Below are 24552 nucleotides of genomic sequence, written 5' to 3'. Positions count from 1 at the left end.
GGAGATAGATTTACTGGAAGGTCTGAATTATGCGTGAGTTCGCCGCCATTGAGGCACCTGTGATTGATCGATTTGGAGGATTAGATGGACTTCAGTCGAAGCTGGTGAAGCCAAAGCCTGCGCAGCTCTTGAGAGAGATACATGATAGTCAGTGGTTGTCATCGGCATCTCGGGCTGTTTTTCAAGCCGGTTTTAGTTGGAAGGTTGTTGAAAAAAAGTGGCCGGATATAGAGAAGATCTTTTATGGCTTTGATGTTTCGTTCTGTCGTTACTTACCGGAAGAGGCGTTAGATGACCTAATGCGGCAGGAAGGTATGATCAAGCACTGGACTAAAACTCGCTCCATTCAGAGAAATGCAGACTTCTTTTGGCATTTATCTAATGAGCATGGAAATTTGGGAGCGTATTTCTCTAGCTGGAATACAGACAACTATATTGAGAATCTTCTGTACTTGCGTAAAGGTGGTGATCGACTCGGCGGTAAGACTGCCCAAGTATTTCTAAGACGAATGGGAGTTGATACTTTGGTTTTTGCAAGTGATACCATTCGAGCCTTAATCCGAGAAGGGGTTGTCGACAAGTCTCCCTCCTCCAAGAAAGACTGGGCTGCACTAAAAGCAGCCATCGAAACTTGGCAGTCCCAGTCAAATCGTAGTTTGAATGAGATTAGTCAGATATTATCACTTTCGGTAGGTTAAACAACTGGGGTATTTAGTTGGTAGAAGTATCTATTTCACTCCTACCAACCTGAATGCTTGATCGAAAGTTAATCGGTTGTAGCTGACGGCACAACCTGAAAGTCCACGGACAACGAAGCCTCATACTGAACTTCGTCGAAGGAACTAACCTCTGTTTCTATATATGCTTCTGAAAAGCTATCTTCAAATTTACTGTTTCGAGTTCTGGATGCAGTAACGATAACCTCTTCTATTGCTCCAGCTCCCGCTGTCCCATGATAGCCGATATTATTTGTACGGACATTAACTGGTGTTAACTGAATACTCAGGGTTCTCTCATAGTCAGCTTTTTGTTCCATGATTTTGGCTAGTGCCTTAGATCGGACCTTTTTTGTATATTCAGATACTTCTGAATGCTCAAAAGAAGTACTCACTATTTCTATTTCTTTATTTTCATCGGTTAGCCTTGCGATAGACTGTAAATGTCCCTCCTTGTTAATAGTTATTGCGACCCTGTTAATAACTTTATAGCTAGAAGGATTTTTGCCTAGCCAACCAAATTGTGGGGAAGATGAAAATTTTGAATTTTTAATCTTAGCTCGGTCTATGCCAGCCTTTATTAAGCTCTCGGTTAATTGTTCACGCAAAGAACTATTACTGGCAATGGCGTCTGATAGGAGAGGCTCTTCAGTGGTGACAATAATATTGATTATAGCTTGGTCTGAATAAGCCGTTTCTTTTGCACTGCCGTGGAGAGTCACAACTCTTGATATTGGGTAAATTAGGTCGCGTAAGTCCTGGGGGGAGCCTTTAATCTCCGGAGTTGCCATTGAAAGGCTGGGAATGATTAGCGAAGCTAAAAGAGCAAGTCTTTTCATATTGACACTTCCAAGCTGTGAATAAATGACAATCTATCAGGAAACTGGCTTATTGCCGATCAATAGCACTATATCGGCTTTCCTAGTTTCTATCCAATTGTTGCAGCTGAAACCGTTCATTGTAGTTGTATATTCGTAAAGTATCGCCCAATTACCATTCATGATACGACTATTACTGCTTTGGTATTTTAGTACCGTTTATCGCTGCAAAATTACCACTTATCGGTCTCAGCCAGGTTCTAAAACCAGTTCACAGACAATCGATTGCATCACTTTAAAGTGCGCACTTGGTCATCTATTGAGGATAAAAATTCAATGGATGACAGCAAGCAATAACAAATTATCTTAGTGACATACGAGTTGGGCAGAGCTGATGGGTTTACTGATAAATAAGAAGTTAATAGCGCTTTCTTTGACGGCATTGCTGGCCGCGTGTGGAGGTGGTGGAGGGAGCTCCTCTTCGGATTCGGATAACCCCTCTTCAGATAGTAGCGGTAGTGGTAATAATAGTGGCGGTAGCGGTAGCGGTAGCGGTAGCGGTAGCGGTAGCGGTAGCGGTAGTGGTAGCGATCAGGGTTCGTCCGGCAGCGATGATAATCCGATCTCGGATAATGTGGGCACTACAGTTGTAGTGGGGGACGTAGAGCATACAGATTTAGGCTTCGCCTCTTTGACTGCCATTGACGTAACGTTGCCAGAAGGTATGAACAATGCCCGTGAGGTTTACCAGATGGCGCACTATATAGCGCGCACTGACGGGGAGCAGGATGAAGAGGATATTGATATCCCGATTCGTAGTTATACTGCGACCTGTGCAACAGATACCGATACTCCGAGAATGTTTGTTTCCACTACTTTGTCAGAGGGGGACACTGCTGCGGATACAACTCACGGTTCTGTTTATGAGCTACAGTATGATCCAGATACTTCCAGTTTTGAGCCAACGGGTAATGCAACGCTGTTAAATCAGTGTTATGAATCCCACGGTGTGGCTGTAAGCTCTGATTGCTCCACAGTAGCAGTTCTATGCAATACAGATTATCAAGCCAATGAGCGTTATGAGGTTGAAGCTGACCTTGTTGAACAATACGGTTCAACGTGGATGAAAATGGAAGATAACATTGACACCATTGAATCCCGTATTGCGAATGAAATTGGTCTTCTGGTTGCGACCAACCACGGTAAATATATCGACTTCTTTACTGATCACCCTACGCTGACGTTTGACGATTTTCTTGCTGGTTTGGAGGCAAACTTTCCAGATACTGATTTTGGGGATTCGCCATCCTTTACTACTATTAAAGGGTCCGATATGCAAGAGGAGATGGAGTATATTATTTCCAGTCTTTCCTCTGGCGACTATGACGATTTACTGCAGCACATTCGAGATGCCAGTTACAGCTATAACGAGCAGATTTGGCTGCTAGAGTGGGAAAATCAGCCTTTAAGTGAAGTTCCTGATGCTTACGTAGTAAATAAAATGCACGGCGGAACTCATCTTGGCGCACAAGAGCTGATTTATGTTGAGGATGACAGCCAGGGTCGTAGTAGCTATGGTTTCTCAGTTTCTGCACGGGTATTTGATGGAAATGGGAGTTCTCACTATTCGGCAGGCTTAACGGTTATTGACCGTAATAATTGGTCCCTGGATATGAGCAGCTCAGATAATCGCGGTTGGTATTGGGCCTGCGGCGATGGTCATGTAGTAAACATTCGCTCATTCTATAATCCAGACAATGAGATGTTTGGTGCAATTTGTACCAGTGATTGGAACGACTGGATAGGTAGCACTCATGGGCAACTCGGAACCATTGCAGTGAAAATGGAAACTTCCAGTTCGTCTACAGAAGGGCGCTTTAATCACTTCGTACCATCAACGTCTGCGATGGTATCAAATGGTGGCGGTCATACTGTTGTACCAGTGGATGCCAATACGAACCTTTCTTTGATTGTCTCGCCTAAATATATTGAAGATGCGGATATGGACCGCTTTCTTCAGGACGAAGTCGGTATTGATCCATCTGGGGAAGGCCCGTTTGATGATGATTGTGCAGATTACGACACCACAAACTGTTTCCTGTCCTACATGAGTTATAACTATTGGGAAGATGACGATAGTTTCTCCACAATAACAAGGCAGGGACTTTATTCCGGTGATGCATTAGACTCCAGCTCTTTAACCCGTATTGGTATCGCCAAAGTCAGCTCTACCGGTAGTATGGAAGGCCAGGGTTTTAATTGGTTGGTTGAGGATGATGATTGCCAAATTAGTGATCCACAACTTATTGATTTAAAAAATGGACGTTACTTATTTGGGTATGCAAAGTTCCAGTGTATTTCTGATAACCTGGCCTATAACCGTATTTATGCCGACAGCGGCTCTAAAAGATTATTAGTGCCAAAAGCCTTTTATGTAATGGAAGTCGATGCAGATCTAAACGTACTTGAAGGGCCAATCGAGTTACCTAATTATGGATGGGGTGGTTTGGATGAACCTATGTACTTAGGCGATGGAAAAGTGGCTTGGACTTATATTAAAAACCCCACCTATGACAACTATGTGAGCGGTCAGCAAAATGTTTGGCAGGCTATGATTTACCACTCAAATAGCGTTAATTAATTTTTTCTCCTGAACTGTTGTAATGATACTGGGAGATAAATTTGGTAAGGGGGCTCCCCCTTACCTCCCTACTATTTTTTTTACTGGAATTCGTCCTGATTTCTGAAATATGGCCACGTATATGGGGAATAAAGAACTTACTTTTTTGCTATCAAAAAAATTGATTCTTTACTAGGCTGCCACTCCTGATCAATAAGAAAACCAACTCGTGTAAGCTTGTCTAAAAGCTCCTGCCTGTCGATTTTGTGGACATAAGGGGCCAGGTTTATGCGTTGCATCACTGGGATCAAGAATCGCCAATTGCTTTTCTTAATTAATACAGTGCTTGATACAAATATGCCCCCGGGTTTTAATAAATTGTAAACTCGCGCGATAGCACCATCTATATCCTCGATAAGGTGCAATATATTTAACCCTAAGATGGCGTTAAAACTATCTGGTTCGAATTTTAGTGAACCTAAGGTGCCTTGTTGAAAACTTATATTTTTAATAGCGGCACTTTTTACTTTTTGCTTGGCAATATCCAGCATCTTCTCGGAAATATCAGTGGCAGTTATACTGTTTACATAGGATGAGTGATGAATGGCGGTGCTACCGGTACCGCATCCGAATTCCAATACAGACCAGTCTGCCTGCAAATATTCTTGTGTTATAGCCAGTTTTCTCTTGTAACTTTTTAAATCTTTTATAGGGCTTTTGGCATAGCGCGCTGCAGTTTTATCCCAAAACCTTTTTGGCTCTATCATTTTTCCCTTCCTATCGTAGATGTTCAATGAGTATGCATTCGATCGGTGGATAACCTACTACTAGATGATTACCTTTTGATTTTAAGTATATGTAGTATATTTCCCGAGTCGTTAGACTCTAAAAATTATCTCCGTAGAGGTGCTCATATATTTATACCTTGTAATTCTTGCTGCATGTTTTAATTTAGTGCCACAATTTTTTATGGAAAGGGTGCATAACGTGTCATAGGTATATCGATAGAAAAGTGGCTACGATACTTGTGTGCTACGATAGGGGTTGATCAAAAGTTAAACGATTTCAACCTTTTCTTTACGTAAGTTATTTCTTCGAAAAGATAGCTTGCTCCAAAAGTTTTTTGGAAGTGCTCACTCACCTTTAGCTTCATCAATACTGTGACCTAGAGCGAAGTCGCGGTTCTTAGTTTTTGCAAACTATGTCACATTCATCTAAACCTCCATTTCTTTATGACTGAAAAGTCATATTGCTTGTCGCCCTAAGATTCTATTTGGCGCTATTAGTCATATTCTTGGCACTTATTAACCGGATACCTTTCGCAAGCCATAAAACAGTCTCGGCAACATAAAAAGACAATTTAAAAAATTGGGACCAAGCCCGAGCAAAAATAAAAGGACATCACAATGACACTTTATCAACGATTGGGTGCGAGCTTCTCTTTACTATTAGCGGGGCTTTTGGGATCAGCCTCTGCAAGTGCGGATAACTGCTACATCCTGGTTCATGGCCATGGTACTGAGGGCCATATCAAGCAGCGTACTAACTCCCAGGGTAATCTTGAGCAGCCGGCTTTAGATTATTGGAGTGAGGCCTACTTCGATGAATACGCGGGTAGTGACTTTATTGAACAGTTACGCGTAAATGGCGGCAATTACGGTGTGGTTGGTTACAACTCCACCGATGAGGGCGAGATGCCCTACTGGCATGACGGCACCGCGGGTGAAATCGCTCGGCAGATAATCGCTATTCGCAATGGCGAAGGCGATGATTATGAGCATGAAAACCAGTGTGCTGCCGATGATACTTTCTACGTGATCGCCCACAGTCAGGGCGCCACCCAGATGATGTACCTCGCGGGCAATGCCGTACCGGGGTCCCCTTACTATAACCGTGCTTACAACCAGCTGGATTCCAATACTGTGACCGAAACCTCGAAGGTTTGTACTGGCTCCTGGTTCTGGAAAAGCTGTAAGAAGAAAACCGAAACCGTTAATGTCGCAGGCCTGAATGATAGCTACGCAGTTGAAGTGGACTTTGATACTGCCATTAGCGGTATCGCGGCAATCTTTACTACTGGTGGTGCAATCACCGGTACTGAAGGGGTTGATCGACTGTGTAACGGTAGCTGGATCGAAGATTTGATCAACGATTGGTTTATCGGTCGTGAGTGCGCAGCAGTACGTTACCTGCAAACCAATGATGTCTATGCTGTACGCAACTATGTCGGAACCAACCTGGCTGCACCGGTTTATACCATTGGAGGCTACGCCGGTTTCCCAGGTATTGAGAGTGCTAGCTCTTTGCTGTTGGGCGGTGAGGACGATGGTTATATCAATCTGGCTTCCCAGATGAACTGCTCTGGTTCTGCTAAGCGCAACTTGTGGTCAAATCTGAAGGAATACAAGACCTTCTTGGGTATTGCTTACGGAAGCGCTATCTTCTCCTGCGATAATGACAATAAGGGGACAGCGCGTTCCTATAACCTGGCGAGCATTTATACCGATCATGACGCTCAGCGTAACGGCGGTATTATGGCCCCAGACTACACCGGTATCCCCGATGGCCTGAACTGTGGTGCCGGTAAAAATACGGCTGGTCGTATTGCTGCCTGTACAGAGTAATTAACTCATCGTTTTAAAAAAGCCCGCTTTTAAGCGGGCTTTTTAGTTTGCGGGAATCATATATTTACTTCTATTAATTTTTAGCTCTAGTGATCCTCTACCTCTTGCAAATTGTTCTCTGCCTTCATACGAGATATTTCGATCTCTTCCGCAAAAATCTCATGGATTCCGAAACGGTAACTGTCAGTACTATTTGCCGCATGGGTACCGCCTGGAATCGTTGTAAATGCAATGCGCCAGGGAGTGTTCCCTCGTTCTTTCCAGTGCTTATGCCAGGAGAGTGCATCATTGCGTAGGTTTGGCATGTCTTTGGAGCCACTGGTTACTGCCAGAGTCAGATCTTCTCTTGTTGCTTGTACAGGTTCCCTATGGAAAAACTCCTGTTGTGGAAGAAAGGTGGCGTTACTAGCTATCAAGCCTCGAAATAAGTCGGGCTTAGTAAAGGCAGTGTACAGCACAAAATATCCCCCTCGACTTTGGCCGAAGAGAACCCGTTGTCGAGGGTTTACCGCGTAGCGGCTTTCAACTGCTGGCAAGAGCTCCTGCTCTAGAAAGTTGAGAAACTGCGGTGCACCGCCATACTTAAGTGTGTCAGTGTCAGTGTCAGTGTCAGTGTCAGTGTCAGTGTCAGTGTCACTGGGTAGTGAAAAGTCAAAACTGCGATGATTGATCTCAGGTTTAAATGAGCCGTAAGCAATACCAACGATAATCGCCTCGGGGGCGTAATCATCGTAATGCATAAACAGGTGATTAGTAGCCAAAATTGGGAACAGGGAATCCCCATCAAGGAGATAGATGACCGGGTAAGTTGTATCCTCGTTTGGATTATAGCCCTCAGGCAGGCGAGTATAGATATGGTAGGGGCGCCCAATAATCGCTGAATCCAGCTTAAAGTAGTCCCCTTTCAGGGCAGGCAAAAACTCAAGAGGCTGGGAATGACTTTCAGGAGAAGAGTTACTTTGGTGGTTAGCAGGGCAGCCACTTAGCAGTCCGGCTGCTAATAGCGTTGATAGAAAACGAATAAGGGGCTTTTTCATCGAGTCTCCTATACTAACGGTGGGATTCATTGGTTGACTAAGTCTCTTCTTATATTCTCAAGTGGGGTGCTAATGAGCAATATAAAGCTTGCTGCTGGTATCGATTTTCCTGCAATAGAAGTAAAGCGACTTGGTGGAGGTGAGTTGGTACTGGGGAAGCCCGAAGGTAGTTTCCTTTGGCAGATGGTAGTCGTTTACCGAGGTAAGCACTGCCCTCTTTGTACCAAGTATTTGCGTGTATTGAGTGTGTTACTACCCCGCTATCACGCGGAGGGTATTGATGTGGCCGCTGTCTCTGCCGATACAGAGGAAAAAGCTTCTCTGCATATGGAAACAATCCAGCCGGGATTTACTATCGGTTACGGTTTATCAATACCCCAAATGCAGCAGCTTGGGCTCTATATTTCAAAACCCCGCTCTCCTGAAGAAACAGATAGGCCCTTTGCTGAACCGGGTGTTTTTGTCATCAACGAATCTGGAAGGCTGCAAATAGTCGACATTTCCAATGCACCTTTTGCGAGGCCTGACTTGCAAACGCTATTGGTGGGTATCGAGTTTATCCGAAATCCTGATAACCATTACCCAATTAGGGGAACATATTAAGATTTTTTAAATACCTTGCTAATTCAAGGAACTATATTTTGGTTTATAAGTTTGTAGTAAAGTTAGAGGTCTGGAATTTAAGGGGGTAGGGTAGTGACGAACGCTTTTCTCTCTGAGGTGAATAACTTCAAGCTTAATCCAATTGATAATAGTAAAGTCGTATTAATTGATGGCTCCAACCAAAGAGCTATACCCGTTTATGGTAGAGAGATTGTTGCTCAATACCAATTTCTCGATAAAGTGTTAGTTATCCTACATGATTGGTGGTCTCTGGATCAGGGAGTTAATATCTACCTGCTCTCTAGAGGAAGAATTTTGGATTTTGCTTTGAGTTCGGATATCGACTTATGGGGAGATTTAGATGACGTGAAAGTTATGCAGCCGGATACTATTTGCTTTTCTTTTCCGAATGCTTTGCACTGGCGACTGCGCTGCTATAAGCGGGCAAGACCGGCTTTATATCTTTCTCTTCCTTATAGTTTTTGGTGGCGTCGAAACTTATTTTATTCCTGGTTTTCATTGCAACGCCTCAAGTGAATGGTATATATAAATATCAGGCGGCGAATCTGTAATTGTACATTACCCAAGTAAGATAACAGGTGTTTACCCTGTTATCTTATTTTTATTCAATAGAGCTGAACTTTTTCTGTCGGATTTTTGAAGCGGTAGCTTCAACGTGAGTAGCCTATTAGAAGTTGTTCAGCTCTTCCCGTAGATCGGTCTCTAACTCCTCTGAGTTAGTAATCCATACACTTTTGTCCGGCGCAGGAAACACACCAATTTCAATGCCGTCATTTCTTAAGCCAGAAAGCCACTTCTTTAAAAACTGTGGTAAGGGAATACTTTTAGGCGTGAGGTCTGCTTCATTTTCAGCATAGGCTTGGGCAAATTCAGCGCTTGGCCATACTGGCAGATATTCAAAGCCACCATCTTCATCGGTGTGTATTTTAAGAAAGCAATTTTGGCTATCGATCAGTATCCAGATCTCCCGCTCTTCTCCGGCTATGCTCAGAAAATACTCGTAGCGATCTTCACAGCTGAGATTAGTTATTTCACTTAAATCTGGGGTGCTCATATATCAATTCATTGTAGCTAGGTAATAGGCGAGTAGGGATAACTGAAGGCCTGCTCATCTAGAGGCATAGTTGTTATACCAACTAATGCGGGGCATTATGCGCGAATACAAGCCGCTATCCAAATGCTTTGCCGAGATGGTCAGCGGCAGGGGGAGAGAAAGAGTTTCTATAGAACTTAAGTCTATGGTTAGAGTGAAGAGGAAACTGGAATGCTCAAAATAAAAAAAACGGGCATTAAGCCCGTTTTCAATACTTCTCTTCCTGTGAGCGACTACTTTCTCCTTTTTAGTAATTCGCTAACCAGGAAGCGCTTACCACTGCAGTGCGCCGCCGGTTTGGTATTCGATAACGCGGGTTTCAAAGAAGTTTTTCTCTTTGCGCAGGTCCATAATTTCAGACATCCACGGGAATGGGTTCTGAGCGCCAGGGAACTGCTCTTTCAGGCCCAGCTGGCTAAGGCGGCGGTTGGCGATAAACTGGAGGTACTCCTCCATCATATTCGCATTCATGCCGAGTACGCCGCGGGGCATAGTGTCGCGGGCATAAGCTACTTCAAGCTCCATACCCTCGAGAATCATCTGGGTGACTTCCTGCTGGAATTCTGCTGTCCACAGGTGTGGGTTTTCCAGCTTAATCTGGTTGATGACGTCGATGCCGAAGTTCAGGTGCATAGACTCGTCGCGCAGGATGTACTGGAACTGCTCGGCAACACCGGTCATTTTGTTGCGGCGACCCATGGACAGAATCTGGCTGAAGCCACAATAGAAGAAGATACCTTCAGTGACAGCGTAGAAGGCGATCAGGTTGCGCAGCAGCTCCTGGTCGGATTCAACGGTGCCGGTTTTGAAGTTGGGATCACCGATGGCCTGGGTGTGGGACAGGCTCCAGGCCGCTTTTTTGGCAACCGCTGGCACTTCGCGGTACATATTGAAGACTTCACCTTCGTCCATACCTAGGGACTCTACACAGTACTGGTAGGCGTGGGTGTGAATGGCTTCTTCAAAAGACTGACGCAGCAGGTACTGGCGGCACTCAGGGTTGGTGATATGGCGGTAGATCGCCAATACCAGGTTGTTAGCAACCAGGGAGTCTGCGGTGGAGAAATAGCCCAGGGAGTATTCCACGATGCGACGCTCGTCCTCGGTTAGACCGTTGGGGTCTTTCCACATGGACACGTCTTTGTTCATGTTGATTTCCTGGGGCATCCAGTGGTTGGCGCAGCCGTCCAGGTATTTTTGCCAGGCCCAGTCGTATTTAAAGGGAACCAACTGGTTGAGGTCAGCGCGGCAATTAATAATGCGCTTTTCATCTACCTGGATACGGGCCGCACCCATTTCCAGTTCTTCCAGGCCGGGAGCCGGGTCCATATTAGCAACTGCGGCACGGGCGGCATCAACGGCAGTGGAGCCGCTTTGGGCCGCAGGCGACGCCGGAGCGGCTGTGTAGGAAGCGCTGGGCTCCTGCACGGATTTTGCCTGGGCCTCCGGCGTCGGTCGCGGTTCGGTTGCTTTTTCAGGTTGTTGGGGCTTGGTGTCGATGTCGTCCCAGCTCAGCATAGTTGGCCCTTTTGATCGGTCTCACTATCGAAAGTTCGATAAAAATTCTTAAATCTTCCTGGTGTATTACTCACTAATTGTGTGCAACCAGGGATGACATACCGGTGATATTTTTTACCGGTAATAATTCATTACAGGCTCGTATTTTTAACTCGCCTGGGCACAGAAAATCCTGTGCCAGATCAATTTTTGCTGCGCTTTTGTGCATTTATTTGCACTGAATTTTCGCTGGCAATTGCACTGGGTTTTCTCGGGAAAATAAGCCGCAGCCGATCCCCGGTCCCTATGGTATTACCCACTATTAAAATAATGGGTGGACCGGGGTCGCTGCGCATGGTCATGCCCGCACTTGCGGTTACGACGCTCTCCCCCGAGAGTCAGTGCAGCCCCTATAAAAAAGGGGGCTTAAATTTTACTGGCAGGCCTCGCAATCCGGGTCGTCCAGTGAGCAGGCCTGAGGTACTGCGGCCGGTGCAGGAGCAGCTTGCTCAGCAGGTGCTGCCGCAGCCATTCCGTTGCTACCGCCGTGTGCACTTACCGCGTTCAGGGTGCCGCTATTTACCGTAGATTTCTCTGTGGTAGTGGCAGCCAGTGCGCGCAGGTAGTAAGTGGTTTTCAGGCCGCGGAACCAAGCCATGCGATAGGTTAGGTCCAGCTTCTTTCCGTCGGCGCCGGCAATATACAGGTTCAGGGACTGGGCCTGGTCGATCCACTTTTGGCGACGGCTGGCGGCGTCCACAATCCAGCGCGGCTCCACTTCAAACGCGGTGCAGTATTTCGCTTTCAGGTCTTCCGGTACGCGATCGATTTTCTGTACAGAACCTTCATAGTATTTCAGGTCGTTAACCATGACTTGATCCCATAGGCCGCGATCTTTCAGATCGTGTACCAGGTAGGGGTTTACTACGGTGAATTCGCCGGACAGGTTCGACTTCACATACAGGTTTTGATAAGTCGGTTCGATCGACTGGGAAACCCCGGTGATATTGGCAATGGTCGCAGTAGGAGCGATCGCCATTACGTTGGAGTTGCGCATACCTTGGGCTTTTACTTTCTCGCGCAGGCCGTCCCAGTCCAGAGTGGAGCTGGTGTCCTGTTCGATAAACTGCTGGCCGCGCTGCTCAGCGAGGATCTGGATGGAATCCAGTGGCAGGACACCTTTGCTCCACAGGGAGCCTTCGTAGGTCTGGTACTTGCCGCGCTCGGCAGCCAGGTCGCTGGAAGCGGAGATGGCTTCGAAGCTGATCGCTTCCATGGTGTTGTCGGCAAAGGCGACGGCTTCGTCGCTGGCGTAGGCGATACCGGCCTTGTACAGCGCATCCTGGAAGCCCATCAGGCCCATGCCAACAGGGCGGTGACGCATGTTGGACTGACGCGCACTTTCAACTGCGTAGTAGTTGATGTCGATAACGTTATCGAGCATACGCACCGCAGTTTTTACGGTATTGGCCAGCTTGGTGCGGTCGAGTTCACCGTTCTCACCAATGTGTTGAGCCAGGTTGACGGAGCCCAGGTTACACACGGCGATTTCGTCGTCGGCCTTGGTGTTGAGAGTGATCTCGGTGCACAGGTTGGAGCTGTGAACCACACCGGCGTGTTGCTGCGGGCTGCGCAGGTTGCAGCTGTCTTTAAAGGTGATCCAGGGGTGGCCGGTTTCGAACAGCATGCCCAGCATCTTGCGCCAAAGGTCTAGTGCGCGGATCTTCTTGAACAGACGCAGCTTGCCTTCGGCAGCCAGTTGCTCGTAGTGGTTGTAGCGCTCTTCGAATGCGGTGCCGAACAGGTCGTGCAGGTCCGGGCAATCGGCCGGGGAGAACAGGGTCCACTCTTTGTCTTCGAACACGCGCTTCATAAACAGGTCGGGGACCCAATTGGCGGTGTTCATATCGTGGGTGCGGCGGCGGTCGTCACCAGTGTTTTTGCGCAGCTCGAGGAATTCCTCGATATCCAGGTGCCAGGTTTCCAGGTAGGCACAGACAGCACCTTTGCGCTTACCGCCCTGGTTGACGGCTACTGCGGTGTCGTTGGCCACTTTCAGGAAGGGCACAACACCTTGGGACTTGCCGTTGGTGCCTTTGATATAGGAACCCAGGGAGCGCACCGGCGTCCAGTCATTGCCGAGACCGCCTGCCCACTTGGACAGCATGGCGTTATCGCGGATTGCGCCGTAAATGCCGTGCAGGTCGTCCGGTACCGTGGTCAGGTAGCAGGAGGACAGCTGCGGGCGCAGGGTGCCGGCGTTGAACAGGGTCGGGGTGGAACTCATGTAGTCGAAAGAGCTCAACAGGTTGTAGAACTCTACCGCGCGCTCGTTTTTGTTCTCTTCATTAATGCTGAGGCCCATGGCGACACGCATAAAGAAGATCTGCGGCAGCTCGAAACGAATATCGTCGCTGTGCAGGAAGTAGCGGTCGTACAGAGTCTGTAGGCCCAGATAAGTGAACTGGTGATCGCGCTCGCCTTTTAGAGCTTTGCCGAGTTTTTCCAGGTCGAAGGTGGCCAGTGCAGGGTCCAGCAGGTCCAGCTCGATACCCTTTTTCACGTAAGTGGGCAGGGTAGAGGCGTACAGCTTTTCCATCTCGTGCTGAGTGGCGCGCTCGGCAACACCGAGGAAGCGCAGTGCTTCGGAGCGCAGCTTGTCCAGCAGCAGGCTGGCGGTAGCGAAGGTGTAATTGGGCTCCTGCTCAACCAAGGTGCGCGCAGTGATTACCAGCGCGGTATTGATATCGTTTTCGGAAACACCGTCGTACAGGTTTTTCAGGGCTTCGTTAAGAATTGCCGCGCTGTCGACATCTTTCAGGCCTTCACAGGCTTCTTTGACAACGGTGCGCAGGCGTTCCATATCCAGGGGGGCAAGGCTGTCATCGTCCTGCTTTACACGGATGCTGGGGTGGGCATCGACAGCTTGCTCGGCAATTTGAGCGGTTTTTTCTTTCTCTGCGCGCAGGCGGGCGTGTTCTTCACGGTAGAGTACGTAGTCGCGGGCAACCTTTTGTTCACCGGCGCGCATCAGGGCCAGCTCTACCTGGTCCTGGATCTCTTCAATGTGGATAGTGCCGCCAGAGGGCATGCGGCGTTTGAAAGTGGCACTGATCTGGCCGACCAGTTCTTCAACTTGCTCGTGGACACGGCTGGAAGCAGCGGCGGTGCCGCCTTCAACAGCGAGGAAGGCTTTAGTGACGGCGACGGCAATTTTGCTGTCGTCGTAGGGTACAACGGTGCCATTGCGCTTGATTACGCGGATCTGGCCCGGTGCAGTAGCGGCCAGAGTCGTGCCGCCAGTCGCCTGGTCGCTGGAGGTGCCTGATTTTTCCGCAGGCACGGCTTGAGAGCGCCCTGTCTCTGTGTGCATGTAAATCTCCGAAAGGTTTGTTCTGTTGTCTGTCCGCGTGCGCTCAAAAGAACGGCGGCCACATGACTGTGTGGCATGGCGGAGCGTGTCCTTCGCTTTGCCAGTGTTTATCCACAGCTGTGGACACTGGAAACAGGCGGCTTGTCACCGGCTAGCTGAAAAGGTTTGCCAGCTGCTGCCTGTGGCGGAAATTCCATTCCGCCCGCTTACCTCTGATTCTGCTTTGAAAAAAGCAGCGCCTGACGCCCACCGCCAAAAAGTGTGGTGGTGCGCCGGAATTTGCCCCACATAATGGGGGTGCTCTTGAGCCTCTACCCCAATATATAGGGGGTCGGCCTCGAGTGCGCTACAAGATAATGCGGTAGGCGGGTCAGTTCAAGGCGAATAACTATGTAGTTGTTTGTGGATAAATTGTGGGTAGAGGTGCTGAGTCAGTAGCCACTTTCGCGGCAGAGCCCGCCAGCCCTGGGCTGCAAAGGAGTGGGTGCCGGGAAAGAACGCTGGGTACAGTGTCTTACAATTTTTTTTAATAGCTAGAGCGCTGTAAATTAACAACGGCAATAACCATTTGCAAATGGCTGCTCTTTGAGCAAAGTGGTACTCAATTGCTCAATTTACTGACGCTTATTTAATTCTGACATCTTGGCTGGCTGTAAATTAGTCGTTGGCGCCGATTGCTAAATTTAGCGATCTCTTGGATTTTTTGTCGCCAATCGCATCTTTTATATATTGTCGGGAGGAGAGGCGCAGGGGAGTGAGTACAGGTAGCAGGGTACAACCGCAGGAGTGGCTGTACCCTTTTAGGGTTTATCGACCGTGGTCTTGGAGGAATTCCATCAGGGCTTTTTGCGCATGAAGGCGGTTTTCAGCCTCATCCCATACCACCGAGATGTTGCCATCCTCTAAAAGTTCGGCACTCACCTCCTCTCCACGGTGGGCGGGCAAGCAGTGCATAAAGATGGCATCGCTATTGGCGTGGCTCATCAGCTCGTGGTCCACCAGGAAGCTCTCGAAGGCTTTCAGGCGGATCTGTTGTTCAGTTTCCTGTCCCATGGAAGCCCACACATCGGTGGCCACCCAATCGGCCCCTTTAACAGCCTCCACCGGATCGTGTACTACGGTGACCCGATCACTTGCCGAAGCGAGGATATTGGCGTTGGGCTCGTAGCCGGGCGGGCAGGCTATGCGAAGCTCAAAATTGCACAGGCGGGCAGCATTAATATAGGAGTGGCACATATTGTTGCCATCGCCGACCCAGGCGACCACCTTGCCCTCTGGACTGCCGCGGTGCTCCACAAAGGTTTGGATATCTGCGAGCAGCTGGCAGGGGTGGTAGCTGTCGGAGAGGGCATTAATCACCGGTACCTTTGAATATTCTGAGAAGCGCTCCAGTACCTGGTGGCCAAAGGTGCGAATCATCACCATATCCACCATGCTGGAAATTACTCGGGCGCTGTCTTCAACGGGTTCCCCGCGGCCTAACTGAGTATCGCGGGGAGATAGGAAGAGGGCGCTGCCTCCCATCTGTGCCATACCGGCCTCAAATGAAACGCGGGTACGAGTAGAGGATTTTTCAAAAATCATCCCCAGCACTTTGCCGCGAAAAAGGTCAGTATTTATTCCTTGAGTGCGCAGTGTTTTGAGTTCGATCGCGCGCTCAATAATTTGCTTGAGCTCTTCCGAAGACAAGTCTGTCAGGGTGAGAAAATGTCTGATCGCCATAAGCTGTTCTCCTTTTTTTGCATCAGACCGCTTGCAGTGCAAACTGGTGAATCAGTGAGCTGACATCGTTTGCCAATTGATGGCACTCGTCGTCGCTGAGTGTGAGTGGGGGGAGCAGGCGCACTACATTGCCGGCTGTAACATTGATCAGCAATCCGCGCTCGCGGGCTATGTCCACCAGTTTGGCACAGGGCTGCTGCAATTCTATTCCGATCATCAGCCCCAAGCCCCGCACCTCTTTGACCTGGTCGCAATCGGATAACTGCTGTTTGAGTTGGTGCTGCAGGCGTTGCCCCAATGCCTCGGCGCGCTCTAACAACCATTCACTTTCCAGCGTATCGATCACTGCCAGTGCGGCACTGCAGGCTAGAGGGTTGCCGCCGAAAGTGGAGCCGTGGGTGCCCGCAGAAAATAATTGTGCGGCAACTCCCCTGGCCAGGCAGGCTCCGATAGGGACACCGTTACCCAGCCCTTTGGCAGTGGTCACTACGTCGGGCAATATGTCCGCATGCTGGTAGGCAAACATTTTGCCGCTGCGGCCGTTTCCGGTTTGCACTTCATCCAGCATCAGGAGCCAGTTATGTTGATCGCAGATTTCGCGCAATTGCCCCAGGTAGTTGGAAGTGGGCACGCGTACACCGCCCTCTCCCTGAACCGGCTCAACCAGCACTGCGACAATATCGTTGCGCTCACCTGCGAGCTTTTCGATGGCTGCAGTATCGTTAAACGGCACACGCAAAAAACCCTCGGGCAGAGGACCGAAGCCCTCTTGGATTTTTTCATTGCCGGTTGCTGTCAGGGTAGCCAGGGTGCGGCCGTGGAAAGCGCTTTCCATTACCAGGATTTGAGGGGTCTCAATGTTGCGGCTATTGCCTAGCCGCCGCGCTAATTTAATCGCTGCTTCATTGGCCTCAGCTCCAGAATTGGAGAAAAACACATTGTCCATACCGGATAGCTGTACCAGCTTGTCTGCCAGTTTCTCCTGCGCAGGGATATTGTAGAGATTGGATACATGTAACAGGGTCCGAATCTGCTCGTGCAGGGCCAGGGTCACTTTGGGGTGGCAGTGGCCAAGGCCGCAGACGGCGATTCCAGAGATTGCATCCAGGTATCGTCGGCCCTGATCATCCCATACATAATTGCCTTCACCCCGCACCAGTGTGAGGGTTCGATCGCCATAGTTTTGCATGAGTGTCGGGGTGGCCACCGGGGCATCTCCTTAAATATTGACTATTTGAACTATCTATTTTCCGCAGAAAGTTCTGTTTAAGCTTTATAATCTGCACTTTATATCGATTGGGGCAATGGTATCACAGCCTTTATAAGCTGTGTGCTATCTGGCTGGCTGAATTTTCAACATGGTATCCGGTGTTGCAGATCTGCGGTTTTTGCTTTCATCGAGGGGATGGTGTACTTATTGCCGGCCCCACTGGGGTACAATGGATGCCGGCGCGCTATACCAGATGATGGTATGGTGCCTGTACACTTACTTTTTGCTTCGACCACCTGAGGTTTTTCACGCTTATGGATACACTGGAGAACATCAAGCAGCAGATCGCTGATAACACCATTCTGCTTTATATGAAAGGTAGCCCTAATGCCCCCCAGTGCGGCTTTTCCATGCGGGCCTCCCAGGCGATGATGGCTTGCGGTAAGCGCTTTGCCTACGTTGATATTCTGGCTAACCCGGACATCCGCGCTGAGCTGCCTAAGTATGCGAACTGGCCGACCTTCCCCCAGCTGTGGGTTAAGGGCGAGCTGATCGGTGGCTGTGACATCATTATGGAAATGCATGAGAACGGTGAGCTGAAAACCTTGATTGATGAGGCATCAGCGGAGAGCGAAGGCGAGGATTAATTTCCGCTTTTGCTCCAATATGTCTGCTGCTATAGATGGTAGGCATACTGTAGAAACAAAAAAACCGCAGCGGAAGCTGCGGTTTTTTTATGCCTGTGAGAGGACTTAAACTACTTGCCAGAGTGGCCGGCTGCAGTTTCCATTTGAGTTTGCAGGTAGTTTTGAATGCCAACTTTGTCGATCAGCTCCAGCTGGGTTTCCAGCCAATCTACATGCTCTTCCTCAGACTCGAGGATTTTCTCCAGCAATTCACGACTGCCGTAATCCCGAACGGACTCGCAATAGGCGATGGCTTCACGCAAGTCGGGAATGGCCTTGGATTCAATTTTCAGGTCGCACTTGAGCATCTCTTCGGTATTTTCGCCGATCAGAAGTTTGCCCAGGTGCTGCAGGTTGGGAATACCTTCGAGGAAAAGAATGCGCTCGATCAGCCAATCGGCGTGCTTCATTTCATCGATGGATTCGTGATATTCCTGTTTGCCCAGCTCTTTTAAACCCCAGTTGTCGTACATGCGGGCGTGTAGGAAATACTGGTTAATAGCTACCAGTTCATTACCCAGTACTTTGTTTAAATGCTCAATTACCTTGGGGTCGCCTTTCATAGCCTGTGCTCCTGAAGCCCTGCCAACTCAATAAGGTTTGCAGAGAGTTCCTATTTGTTAGTCGCTAGAGATTAGTTGATATTTTTAGTTACTAAAGTTTATTAGTCACTAAAGTCTGCGGCTGCCTGATTTACCTAATTTTATTTTAGGGTTTAAGCTGCAATCGGGGCTGAGTTTGCGTTGCGATTTGCGGCAAGTCAAGAAATAATTTTTCTTGCGGAATGCAGGAAAAACAAGGGTTTTAACGCAAATTTAGCCGAAAATGGCAACGAAAATAATTATCATTTAGGTTGTGTGAGCAATACAACAATAAGTCATTTATTTTGAATATTAACCCTTGTTATTGGTGGTTTGTGCATTTTAGTTGAGGTTAATGTTTTCATGTTTGGTATTAATAATGCTTCTTATTTATATATGCGGGTGAAACGCTTGCAGTTATAAATTGAGCCAAAACCTTTTCTAGTATTCGAATGGCGCTTGAATAATTAATTTTTTTCTAAATTAAATAATCCCACCTTTTGATAGTTTGCCATTTGACCGACGCATTGAATGGTTACCTGGAATATAAAAGTGATTGAGTTGATATTTTGTTGATGGACTCATGCCCTGAATTGATGTTGACCACTGTCGAATGTCACGTGGATTGCGAAGGGGTTAACAAAGCGGTGTCTGAATAAATCCGTAATACTTTCGGGCTTCTGAAGTCAGCAGATTTTAGGTGCGTCGCTGCGAGTGCCTTGTCTAACAGGGCCGACCCTACAGGCTTTCATAGCGATTTACGCTCTGTGCTGTAAAAACCAAAAATATCACGGAGTTGTTTAGAGGCTTTCTAAAACAGATTTTCTCAATATCCAACTTTTCCGATCCAAGGGGTATTGCAGTGAGGCCGGAGGGGTCAGTAAATCGGAGGGCTAGAGTTTGGCGAGCATTTAAAGCCGGGAGACGCGTTTGCAGGTTGAGATTTATAGCTGCCCAAGGTTGGCCGATATGTGTTCAGGTTGAGAGCGGAGATAAAGACAGTGGAGGCACGCTAGTTCGACTTGGATGGGAGTCTTATACAGGTTTTTAAGCTTTTACGAAGAGCTGGAGGGCTGGGTAGATAAAAGTGGTAGAGGCCACCAGAGGAGGGTGGCCATATTGGACGGTCAGCTGGCGGAGTAGAAGAGGCCGTTGTTGGCAGAGGACACCATCCCACCGCTCATGGTCTCGTCGATGATCTCCTTGGTCTGCTCGGCACAGCGTCCACATTGAGAAGAAACGCCCAGCTGGCGTCTCAACGCCTTCACCGAAGTGGAGCCATCATAGATCGCCTCTTTAATCTGGCGGTCAGTTATGCCCTTACAAATACATACATACATGGCGGTGGCTCTGTTCAACTCTTACTCAATAGTAGTCAGGTAGGAATCCTATTGCAATTGAGAATGAGTGTCAATAAGATTCCGGAATGGTCGCATTTTGCCCTCTTTGTTTGCTATTTGTACATTTTTGCGGGTAGGTCATCCTATTTTGGGTGTTAGTTCACGCATAGCCGTTCTGCTATCAGCCTGATTTAAAAAATTTATGGGCCTGAAATATGTGGGTGTGTATCATAGCGGCCCACTATTAATTCCCATTCGATTTATAGCTGTTGCTCATAAATTGAACACTCTACGTATCATCAACAACCCATCATTGGATTGAGGAGGTTTTCATGGCAGTTCTGGTAGGCAAGCCGGCTCCGGATTTCACCGCTGCAGCGGTATTGGGTAACGGCGAGATCGTCGATACTTTTAACCTGAAAGAAGCAATCAAAGGTAAGAAGGCTGTAGTTTTCTTCTACCCGCTGGACTTCACCTTCGTATGTCCTTCTGAGCTGATCGCTTTCGACCACCGTTTCGCTGAGTTTGAAAAGCGCGGTGTTGAGGTAATCGGTGTATCCATCGATTCCCAGTTCTCTCACAACGCATGGCGTAACACCTCCGTCAACGACGGTGGTATCGGCCCGGTTAAGTACACCCTGGTTGCAGACGTTAAGCACGAAATCTGCCAGGCGTACGACGTAGAAGCTGACGCTGGTGTTGCTTTCCGCGGTTCCTTCCTGATCGACGAAGAAGGCAATGTACGTCACCAGGTAGTTAACGATCTGCCGCTGGGCCGTAACGTTGACGAAATGCTGCGCATGGTTGACGCTCTGGCGTTCCACCAGGAGCACGGTGAAGTTTGCCCCGCCGGCTGGCAGGAAGGCGACAAAGGTATGAACGCTTCTCCGGAAGGTGTAGCGGCTTACCTGAGCGAGAACGCTGAGAAGCTGTAAGACGCTTTTTGCGCTGGGGTCTCCGGACCCCAAAAAGAAGAACCGCCGCAAGGCGGTTTTTTTGTTTGTACAAGCCTTGTTGCGCTGACCTGCGCTGATTGGCATGGCCGTCCGCGCGCCGGAGAAAAGTGCAGACTAGAATTCAGCAGTCAGTCCTGCGTGGCGCCTAAATAGAGTTTTTGCCCGCTGGCTGCTAGTCTTATCTGCAACTACCGGATTGCTTTGGCGGCTCGATTTGCTTATGAGACCTGCAATTCTTTCAAATATCGTCTACGTCATGCGCGCCTCTATGGCACGTTTATTTCTCTTCCTGTTGATTCTGGGGAGTCTGTCCCTGCCTGCGCAAGCGGCTGATATAGACGACAGGGCCAAACAGTTTGGCCGATACTTCAAACAGATGATGGCGGGTAAATCTATACCCGGCGGCGCCTATGTCATCGTGGATGGCAACCGGGTGGTCGCGATGGATACCTATGGCGTCAGGGTCAGGGGTAAATCCGGCAAGGTGGATCAGGACACGGTGTTCCGTCTGGCCTCGGTATCCAAGACCTTCGCTGCCAGTATGGCCACTATGTTGGAGCATGAAGATCGCTTCAAATGGGATGACAAGGTGGTCAACTATGTGCCGGACCTGAGCTTTAAGACGCCTTCACTGTCTCGCCAGCTTCAGGTGGAGCACCTGCTCAGCCATTCCTCGGGCCTGACCCCCAACGCCTACGACAACTACCTTGAGGACAACAAGCCTCTCAGCAAGATATTGCCCAAGTTTGCCAATATCGATCCGCGCTGCACGCCGGGAAAATGCTACGGCTACCAGAATGTGTTGTTCAGCCTTATTGAGGATGTGATTTTTGAGGCGACCGGGGTTTCCTTTGCCAGCCAGCTTAAGAAGAGAATTTTTGTCCCGCTGAAAATGCAGAATGCATCGGTTGGCTGGGAGAGCTTTATGGCCTCCGACAACCGTGCGGCACCCCATATCCAGACTGGTAGTGGTTGGCGCCCAGTGAAAGTGGAGAAGGAATACTACTTTGCTGCACCGGCGGCGGGAGTGAATGCCAGTATCTCCGATATGGCCCAGTGGTTGAAAGCGCAGATGGGCTACTACCCGAAGGTGCTGTCACCGGAAGTGATCGCCGATATGACAACTGAACGAGTCGCTACCCAGCGCCATATGCGCCATCGTATCTGGAGAGATTACCTGTCTCATGCGGGCTACGGCTTGGGCTGGCGCCTCTACACCATCGGTGATGACCGCATTATTTACCACGGCGGTTGGGTTGCGGGCTTCCGTGCGGCGGTGGCCTACTCGGAAAAGTTGAAAGTGGGTATCGCTATCCTGATGAATGCGGAGTCCCGTGTGATCTCAGATCTCACTGCCAATTTCGTGATCGATATTACTGGCAAAGGTAATATCGCTACCGCTCAAACCAGTGGAGATCGCTGATCTCCACTGGTAAGTGATTGTCCCTCCCCCCCTTGAAACCTGCTGGCTGATCCCAATATTTGCTCCCTGTTCCGATTGACGTTTACGGGGAGACCGAATAGATGACCGTTGAGGCCCAAAAAGAGAGCCATGGATTCCAGACGGAAGCCAAGCAACTACTGCACCTGATGATCCACTCGCTCTACTCCAATAAGGAGATTTTCCTGCGCGAGCTGGTATCCAACGCTTCTGATGCCGCCGACAAGCTGCGTTTTGAATCGTTGTCCAAGCCCGAATTACTGGGTGAAGATGCAGACCTGCGCATTCGCATCGAGTTTGACAAGGAAGAGGGCACACTCACCATTACCGATAACGGTATTGGTATGAGCCGCGATGAAGTTATCGAAAACCTCGGTACTATCGCCCGCTCCGGCACCTCTGCGTTTATGCAGCAGCTGACCGGAGACCAGAAGAAAGATGCGCACCTGATCGGCCAGTTCGGTGTGGGCTTTTACTCCGCCTTTATCGTCGCTGACAAAGTGGACGTATTCACCCGTCGCGCCGGCTTGAATTCCGATCAGGGTGTGCACTGGGAGTGTCATGGTGAAGCGGAATACTCCGTAGAGACTGTTGAATGGCCTCAGCGCGGCACCCGAGTGGTCCTGCACCTGAAAGAAGAAGCGAAAGAATTTGCCGATAGCTGGCGCCTGCGCTCCATCATTAAAAAGTACTCCGATCACATCGCCATTCCGGTGGAGATGTTGAAAGAGGAAATGCCGGCGGCGGAAGAGGGCGAAGAGCCGAAAGAAGAGAAGGCGCCTGAGTTTGAAGCAGTAAACGCTGCCCAGGCCCTGTGGACTCGTCCCCGCTCCGATGTGAAATCTGAGGAGTACAAGGAGTTCTACAAGCATATCTCCCACGATTTCGACGATCCCTTAACCTGGAGCCACAACCGCGTAGAGGGCAAACAGGATTACACCAGCCTGCTTTACATCCCTGCGCGCGCACCGTTTGATCTGTACCAGCGCGATGCCGCTCGCGGCCTCAAGCTGTATGTACAGCGCACTTTTATCATGGATGATGCGGAGCAGTTCCTGCCGCTGTACCTGCGATTCGTGAAAGGCGTTCTGGACTCCAACGATCTGCCGCTGAACGTATCTCGTGAAATCCTGCAAAAAGATCGCAATACCGATGCGATCAAGAGTGCGCTGACCAAGCGTGTTCTGGATATGCTGGATAAATTGGCGAAGAAAGATGGCGATGAATACCAGAAATTCTGGGATCTGTTCGGCAATGTATTGAAAGAAGGTCCGGCTGAAGATTTCTCCAACAAAGAGAAAATTGCCAAGCTGTTGCGCTTTGCCAGCACCCATACCGATACCGAGAAGCAGGATCAATCCCTGGAAGATTATGTGGGTCGCATGAAGGATGGCCAAAAGGCGATCTACTACGTGTGTGCCGACAACTTCGCTACGGCCAAGTCCAGCCCCTACCTGGAAGTATTCCGCAAGAAGGGTATCGAAGTGCTGCTGCTCACCGATCAGGTGGACGAGTGGTTCGTGGGCCATATGAACGAGTTCGACGGCAAGCAGTTCCAGGACGTGGCCAAAGGTGCGCTGGATCTGGGTGAAGCCGAGAGCGATGAGGACAAGGCTGAGCGCGAAAAAGTTGAGCAGGAGTCCGGTGCCCTGGTTGAGCGGGTACAGGAAGTTCTGGAAGGTCGCGTTGAATCCGTACGCGCAACCACTCGCCTGGTGGACTCCCCAGCGTGTCTGGTGGTGAGCGAACAGGATATGGGCCCGCAAATGCGCCGCATCCTGGAACAGGCCGGCCAGGCCCTGCCAGATGCCAAGCCGATCTTTGAAATCAATCCGTCCCACCCACTGGTACAGCGTCTGGACCAGGAGGCGGATGAAGATCGCTTTGCGGATCTCACCAATATCCTGATGGATCAGGCTAACCTGGCCGCCGGTAACCAGTTGGCAGATCCGGCGGATTATGTGCGCCGCCTGAACACGCTGTTGCTGGAAATGCACGGCTAAGTCAGCGCTATTGATTGGTGCTAAGCGATGGCCAGCGGAGTTGTTTTAGACTTTGCTGGTCCCAGAAGCGGCCCCTGCCGGATCGAGCGGTGTTTTATCGGTTGGTCAAGGCAGAGGGCCGTTTTTGCTATTTACTGTGCCGTTTCGCACAATTGGCAGAAGTTTAAAACAAATTGACCCCATTGGGCTCAGCGGGTCATGCCTCTATAAT

19 protein-coding genes are annotated in these 24552 nt (G+C 49.2%); 9 read left to right on the top strand and 10 right to left on the bottom strand.

Going from position 1 to position 24552, the window contains the following annotated elements; all coding sequences use genetic code 11:
* Window positions 1-29 precede the first annotated feature (29 nt).
* The gene (locus ACJJIM_RS14670; protein WP_413662967.1) at window positions 30-698 is read left to right on the top strand and encodes a DNA-3-methyladenine glycosylase I; all 669 of its coding nucleotides are present in this window, start codon (window positions 30-32) and stop codon (window positions 696-698) included.
* A gap of 68 nt (window positions 699-766) precedes the next feature.
* Here the strand turns inward: ACJJIM_RS14670 and ACJJIM_RS14665 are convergent, their stop codons facing one another.
* Window positions 767-1555: an SIMPL domain-containing protein gene (locus tag ACJJIM_RS14665; protein WP_413662966.1), complete on the bottom strand. Its 789-nt coding sequence runs from the start codon at window positions 1553-1555 to the stop codon at window positions 767-769.
* A gap of 373 nt (window positions 1556-1928) precedes the next feature.
* Between ACJJIM_RS14665 and ACJJIM_RS14660 the strand changes: the two genes are divergently transcribed.
* Window positions 1929-4175: a hypothetical protein gene (locus ACJJIM_RS14660; RefSeq protein ID WP_444911349.1), complete on the top strand. Its 2247-nt coding sequence runs from the start codon at window positions 1929-1931 to the stop codon at window positions 4173-4175.
* A gap of 137 nt (window positions 4176-4312) precedes the next feature.
* On the opposite strand, the gene ACJJIM_RS14655 is transcribed toward ACJJIM_RS14660, so the two are convergent.
* Window positions 4313-4921: a class I SAM-dependent methyltransferase gene (locus tag ACJJIM_RS14655; protein WP_413662964.1), complete on the bottom strand. Its 609-nt coding sequence runs from the start codon at window positions 4919-4921 to the stop codon at window positions 4313-4315.
* Between the two features lie 639 nt (window positions 4922-5560).
* On the opposite strand from ACJJIM_RS14655, the gene ACJJIM_RS14650 reads away from it, so the two are divergent.
* Window positions 5561-6778, top strand: a complete 1218-nt coding sequence (locus ACJJIM_RS14650; RefSeq protein ID WP_413662963.1) for a hypothetical protein — start codon at window positions 5561-5563, stop codon at window positions 6776-6778.
* 86 nt (window positions 6779-6864) lie between these two features.
* On the opposite strand, the gene ACJJIM_RS14645 is transcribed toward ACJJIM_RS14650, so the two are convergent.
* Window positions 6865-7815, bottom strand: coding sequence for an alpha/beta hydrolase (locus tag ACJJIM_RS14645; RefSeq protein ID WP_444911348.1), 951 nt, complete (start codon window positions 7813-7815; stop codon window positions 6865-6867).
* Window positions 7816-7887: 72 nt separating this feature from the next.
* Between ACJJIM_RS14645 and ACJJIM_RS14640 the strand changes: the two genes are divergently transcribed.
* Window positions 7888-8418, top strand: a complete 531-nt coding sequence (locus ACJJIM_RS14640; RefSeq protein WP_413662961.1) for a redoxin domain-containing protein — start codon at window positions 7888-7890, stop codon at window positions 8416-8418.
* Window positions 8419-8511: 93 nt separating this feature from the next.
* Window positions 8512-8955, top strand: coding sequence for a hypothetical protein (locus tag ACJJIM_RS14635; protein WP_413662960.1), 444 nt, complete (start codon window positions 8512-8514; stop codon window positions 8953-8955).
* Window positions 8956-9106: 151 nt separating this feature from the next.
* Here ACJJIM_RS14635 and ACJJIM_RS14630 read toward each other — a convergent pair whose 3' ends face one another.
* The 5 genes from ACJJIM_RS14630 to ACJJIM_RS14610 all read right to left on the bottom strand — a co-directional run bounded on the left by ACJJIM_RS14630 (window position 9107) and on the right by ACJJIM_RS14610 (window position 17331).
* On the bottom strand, window positions 9107-9493 hold the full coding sequence (locus tag ACJJIM_RS14630; RefSeq protein ID WP_413662959.1) for a DUF2750 domain-containing protein: 387 nt from the start codon (window positions 9491-9493) through the stop codon (window positions 9107-9109).
* Between the two features lie 312 nt (window positions 9494-9805).
* Window positions 9806-11050, bottom strand: a complete 1245-nt coding sequence (locus ACJJIM_RS14625) for a ribonucleotide-diphosphate reductase subunit beta (RefSeq protein ID WP_108734126.1) — start codon at window positions 11048-11050, stop codon at window positions 9806-9808.
* Between the two features lie 412 nt (window positions 11051-11462).
* The gene (locus ACJJIM_RS14620; RefSeq protein ID WP_444911347.1) at window positions 11463-14402 is read right to left on the bottom strand and encodes a ribonucleoside-diphosphate reductase subunit alpha; all 2940 of its coding nucleotides are present in this window, start codon (window positions 14400-14402) and stop codon (window positions 11463-11465) included.
* 807 nt (window positions 14403-15209) lie between these two features.
* Entirely contained in the window at window positions 15210-16124 is a 915-nt protein-coding gene (argF, locus tag ACJJIM_RS14615; RefSeq protein ID WP_444911346.1) for an ornithine carbamoyltransferase, read from the bottom strand.
* Window positions 16125-16146: 22 nt separating this feature from the next.
* Entirely contained in the window at window positions 16147-17331 is a 1185-nt protein-coding gene (locus tag ACJJIM_RS14610; RefSeq protein ID WP_444896447.1) for an acetylornithine transaminase, read from the bottom strand.
* A 317-nt stretch (window positions 17332-17648) separates the two neighbouring features.
* Between ACJJIM_RS14610 and grxD the strand changes: the two genes are divergently transcribed.
* Window positions 17649-17981: a Grx4 family monothiol glutaredoxin gene (grxD, locus tag ACJJIM_RS14605; protein WP_282933784.1), complete on the top strand. Its 333-nt coding sequence runs from the start codon at window positions 17649-17651 to the stop codon at window positions 17979-17981.
* 110 nt (window positions 17982-18091) lie between these two features.
* Here grxD and bfr read toward each other — a convergent pair whose 3' ends face one another.
* A complete protein-coding gene (gene bfr, locus ACJJIM_RS14600; protein WP_020412720.1) occupies window positions 18092-18583 on the bottom strand; it encodes a bacterioferritin in 492 nt (163 codons plus the stop codon).
* A gap of 1145 nt (window positions 18584-19728) precedes the next feature.
* Window positions 19729-19959, bottom strand: coding sequence for a bacterioferritin-associated ferredoxin (locus ACJJIM_RS14595; RefSeq protein ID WP_413662956.1), 231 nt, complete (start codon window positions 19957-19959; stop codon window positions 19729-19731).
* A 314-nt stretch (window positions 19960-20273) separates the two neighbouring features.
* On the opposite strand from ACJJIM_RS14595, the gene ACJJIM_RS14590 reads away from it, so the two are divergent.
* The 3 genes from ACJJIM_RS14590 to htpG all read left to right on the top strand — a co-directional run bounded on the left by ACJJIM_RS14590 (window position 20274) and on the right by htpG (window position 24341).
* Window positions 20274-20876, top strand: coding sequence for a peroxiredoxin (locus ACJJIM_RS14590; RefSeq protein WP_143730920.1), 603 nt, complete (start codon window positions 20274-20276; stop codon window positions 20874-20876).
* A 241-nt stretch (window positions 20877-21117) separates the two neighbouring features.
* Window positions 21118-22320, top strand: a complete 1203-nt coding sequence (locus ACJJIM_RS14585) for a serine hydrolase domain-containing protein (RefSeq protein ID WP_444911345.1) — start codon at window positions 21118-21120, stop codon at window positions 22318-22320.
* Between the two features lie 101 nt (window positions 22321-22421).
* Window positions 22422-24341, top strand: a complete 1920-nt coding sequence (gene htpG / locus ACJJIM_RS14580; protein WP_444896450.1) for a molecular chaperone HtpG — start codon at window positions 22422-22424, stop codon at window positions 24339-24341.
* Window positions 24342-24552 lie beyond the last annotated feature (211 nt).

The organism is Microbulbifer maximicatervae (SeqCode) (genome assembly GCF_052467615.1).
The sequence above is the reverse complement of the archived record's forward strand: the minus strand, read 5'-3'. Positions and strand labels throughout refer to the sequence as shown.

Excerpts from the sequence above, each read along its gene's own strand:
- ACJJIM_RS14670 (WP_413662967.1), top strand. The coding sequence starts at position 30 with ATGCGTGAGTTCGCCGCCATTGAGGCACCTGTGATTGATCGATTTGGA.
- ACJJIM_RS14665 (WP_413662966.1), bottom strand. The coding sequence starts at position 1,555 with ATGAAAAGACTTGCTCTTTTAGCTTCGCTAATCATTCCCAGCCTTTCA.
- ACJJIM_RS14660 (WP_444911349.1), top strand. The coding sequence starts at position 1,929 with ATGGGTTTACTGATAAATAAGAAGTTAATAGCGCTTTCTTTGACGGCA.
- ACJJIM_RS14655 (WP_413662964.1), bottom strand. The coding sequence starts at position 4,921 with ATGATAGAGCCAAAAAGGTTTTGGGATAAAACTGCAGCGCGCTATGCC.
- ACJJIM_RS14650 (WP_413662963.1), top strand. The coding sequence starts at position 5,561 with ATGACACTTTATCAACGATTGGGTGCGAGCTTCTCTTTACTATTAGCG.
- ACJJIM_RS14645 (WP_444911348.1), bottom strand. The coding sequence starts at position 7,815 with ATGAAAAAGCCCCTTATTCGTTTTCTATCAACGCTATTAGCAGCCGGA.
- ACJJIM_RS14640 (WP_413662961.1), top strand. The coding sequence starts at position 7,888 with ATGAGCAATATAAAGCTTGCTGCTGGTATCGATTTTCCTGCAATAGAA.
- ACJJIM_RS14630 (WP_413662959.1), bottom strand. The coding sequence starts at position 9,493 with ATGAGCACCCCAGATTTAAGTGAAATAACTAATCTCAGCTGTGAAGAT.
- ACJJIM_RS14625 (WP_108734126.1), bottom strand. The coding sequence starts at position 11,050 with ATGCTGAGCTGGGACGACATCGACACCAAGCCCCAACAACCTGAAAAA.
- ACJJIM_RS14620 (WP_444911347.1), bottom strand. The coding sequence starts at position 14,402 with ATGCACACAGAGACAGGGCGCTCTCAAGCCGTGCCTGCGGAAAAATCA.
- argF (WP_444911346.1), bottom strand. The coding sequence starts at position 16,124 with ATGGCGATCAGACATTTTCTCACCCTGACAGACTTGTCTTCGGAAGAG.
- grxD (WP_282933784.1), top strand. The coding sequence starts at position 17,649 with ATGGATACACTGGAGAACATCAAGCAGCAGATCGCTGATAACACCATT.
- bfr (WP_020412720.1), bottom strand. The coding sequence starts at position 18,583 with ATGAAAGGCGACCCCAAGGTAATTGAGCATTTAAACAAAGTACTGGGT.
- ACJJIM_RS14590 (WP_143730920.1), top strand. The coding sequence starts at position 20,274 with ATGGCAGTTCTGGTAGGCAAGCCGGCTCCGGATTTCACCGCTGCAGCG.
- ACJJIM_RS14585 (WP_444911345.1), top strand. The coding sequence starts at position 21,118 with ATGAGACCTGCAATTCTTTCAAATATCGTCTACGTCATGCGCGCCTCT.
- htpG (WP_444896450.1), top strand. The coding sequence starts at position 22,422 with ATGACCGTTGAGGCCCAAAAAGAGAGCCATGGATTCCAGACGGAAGCC.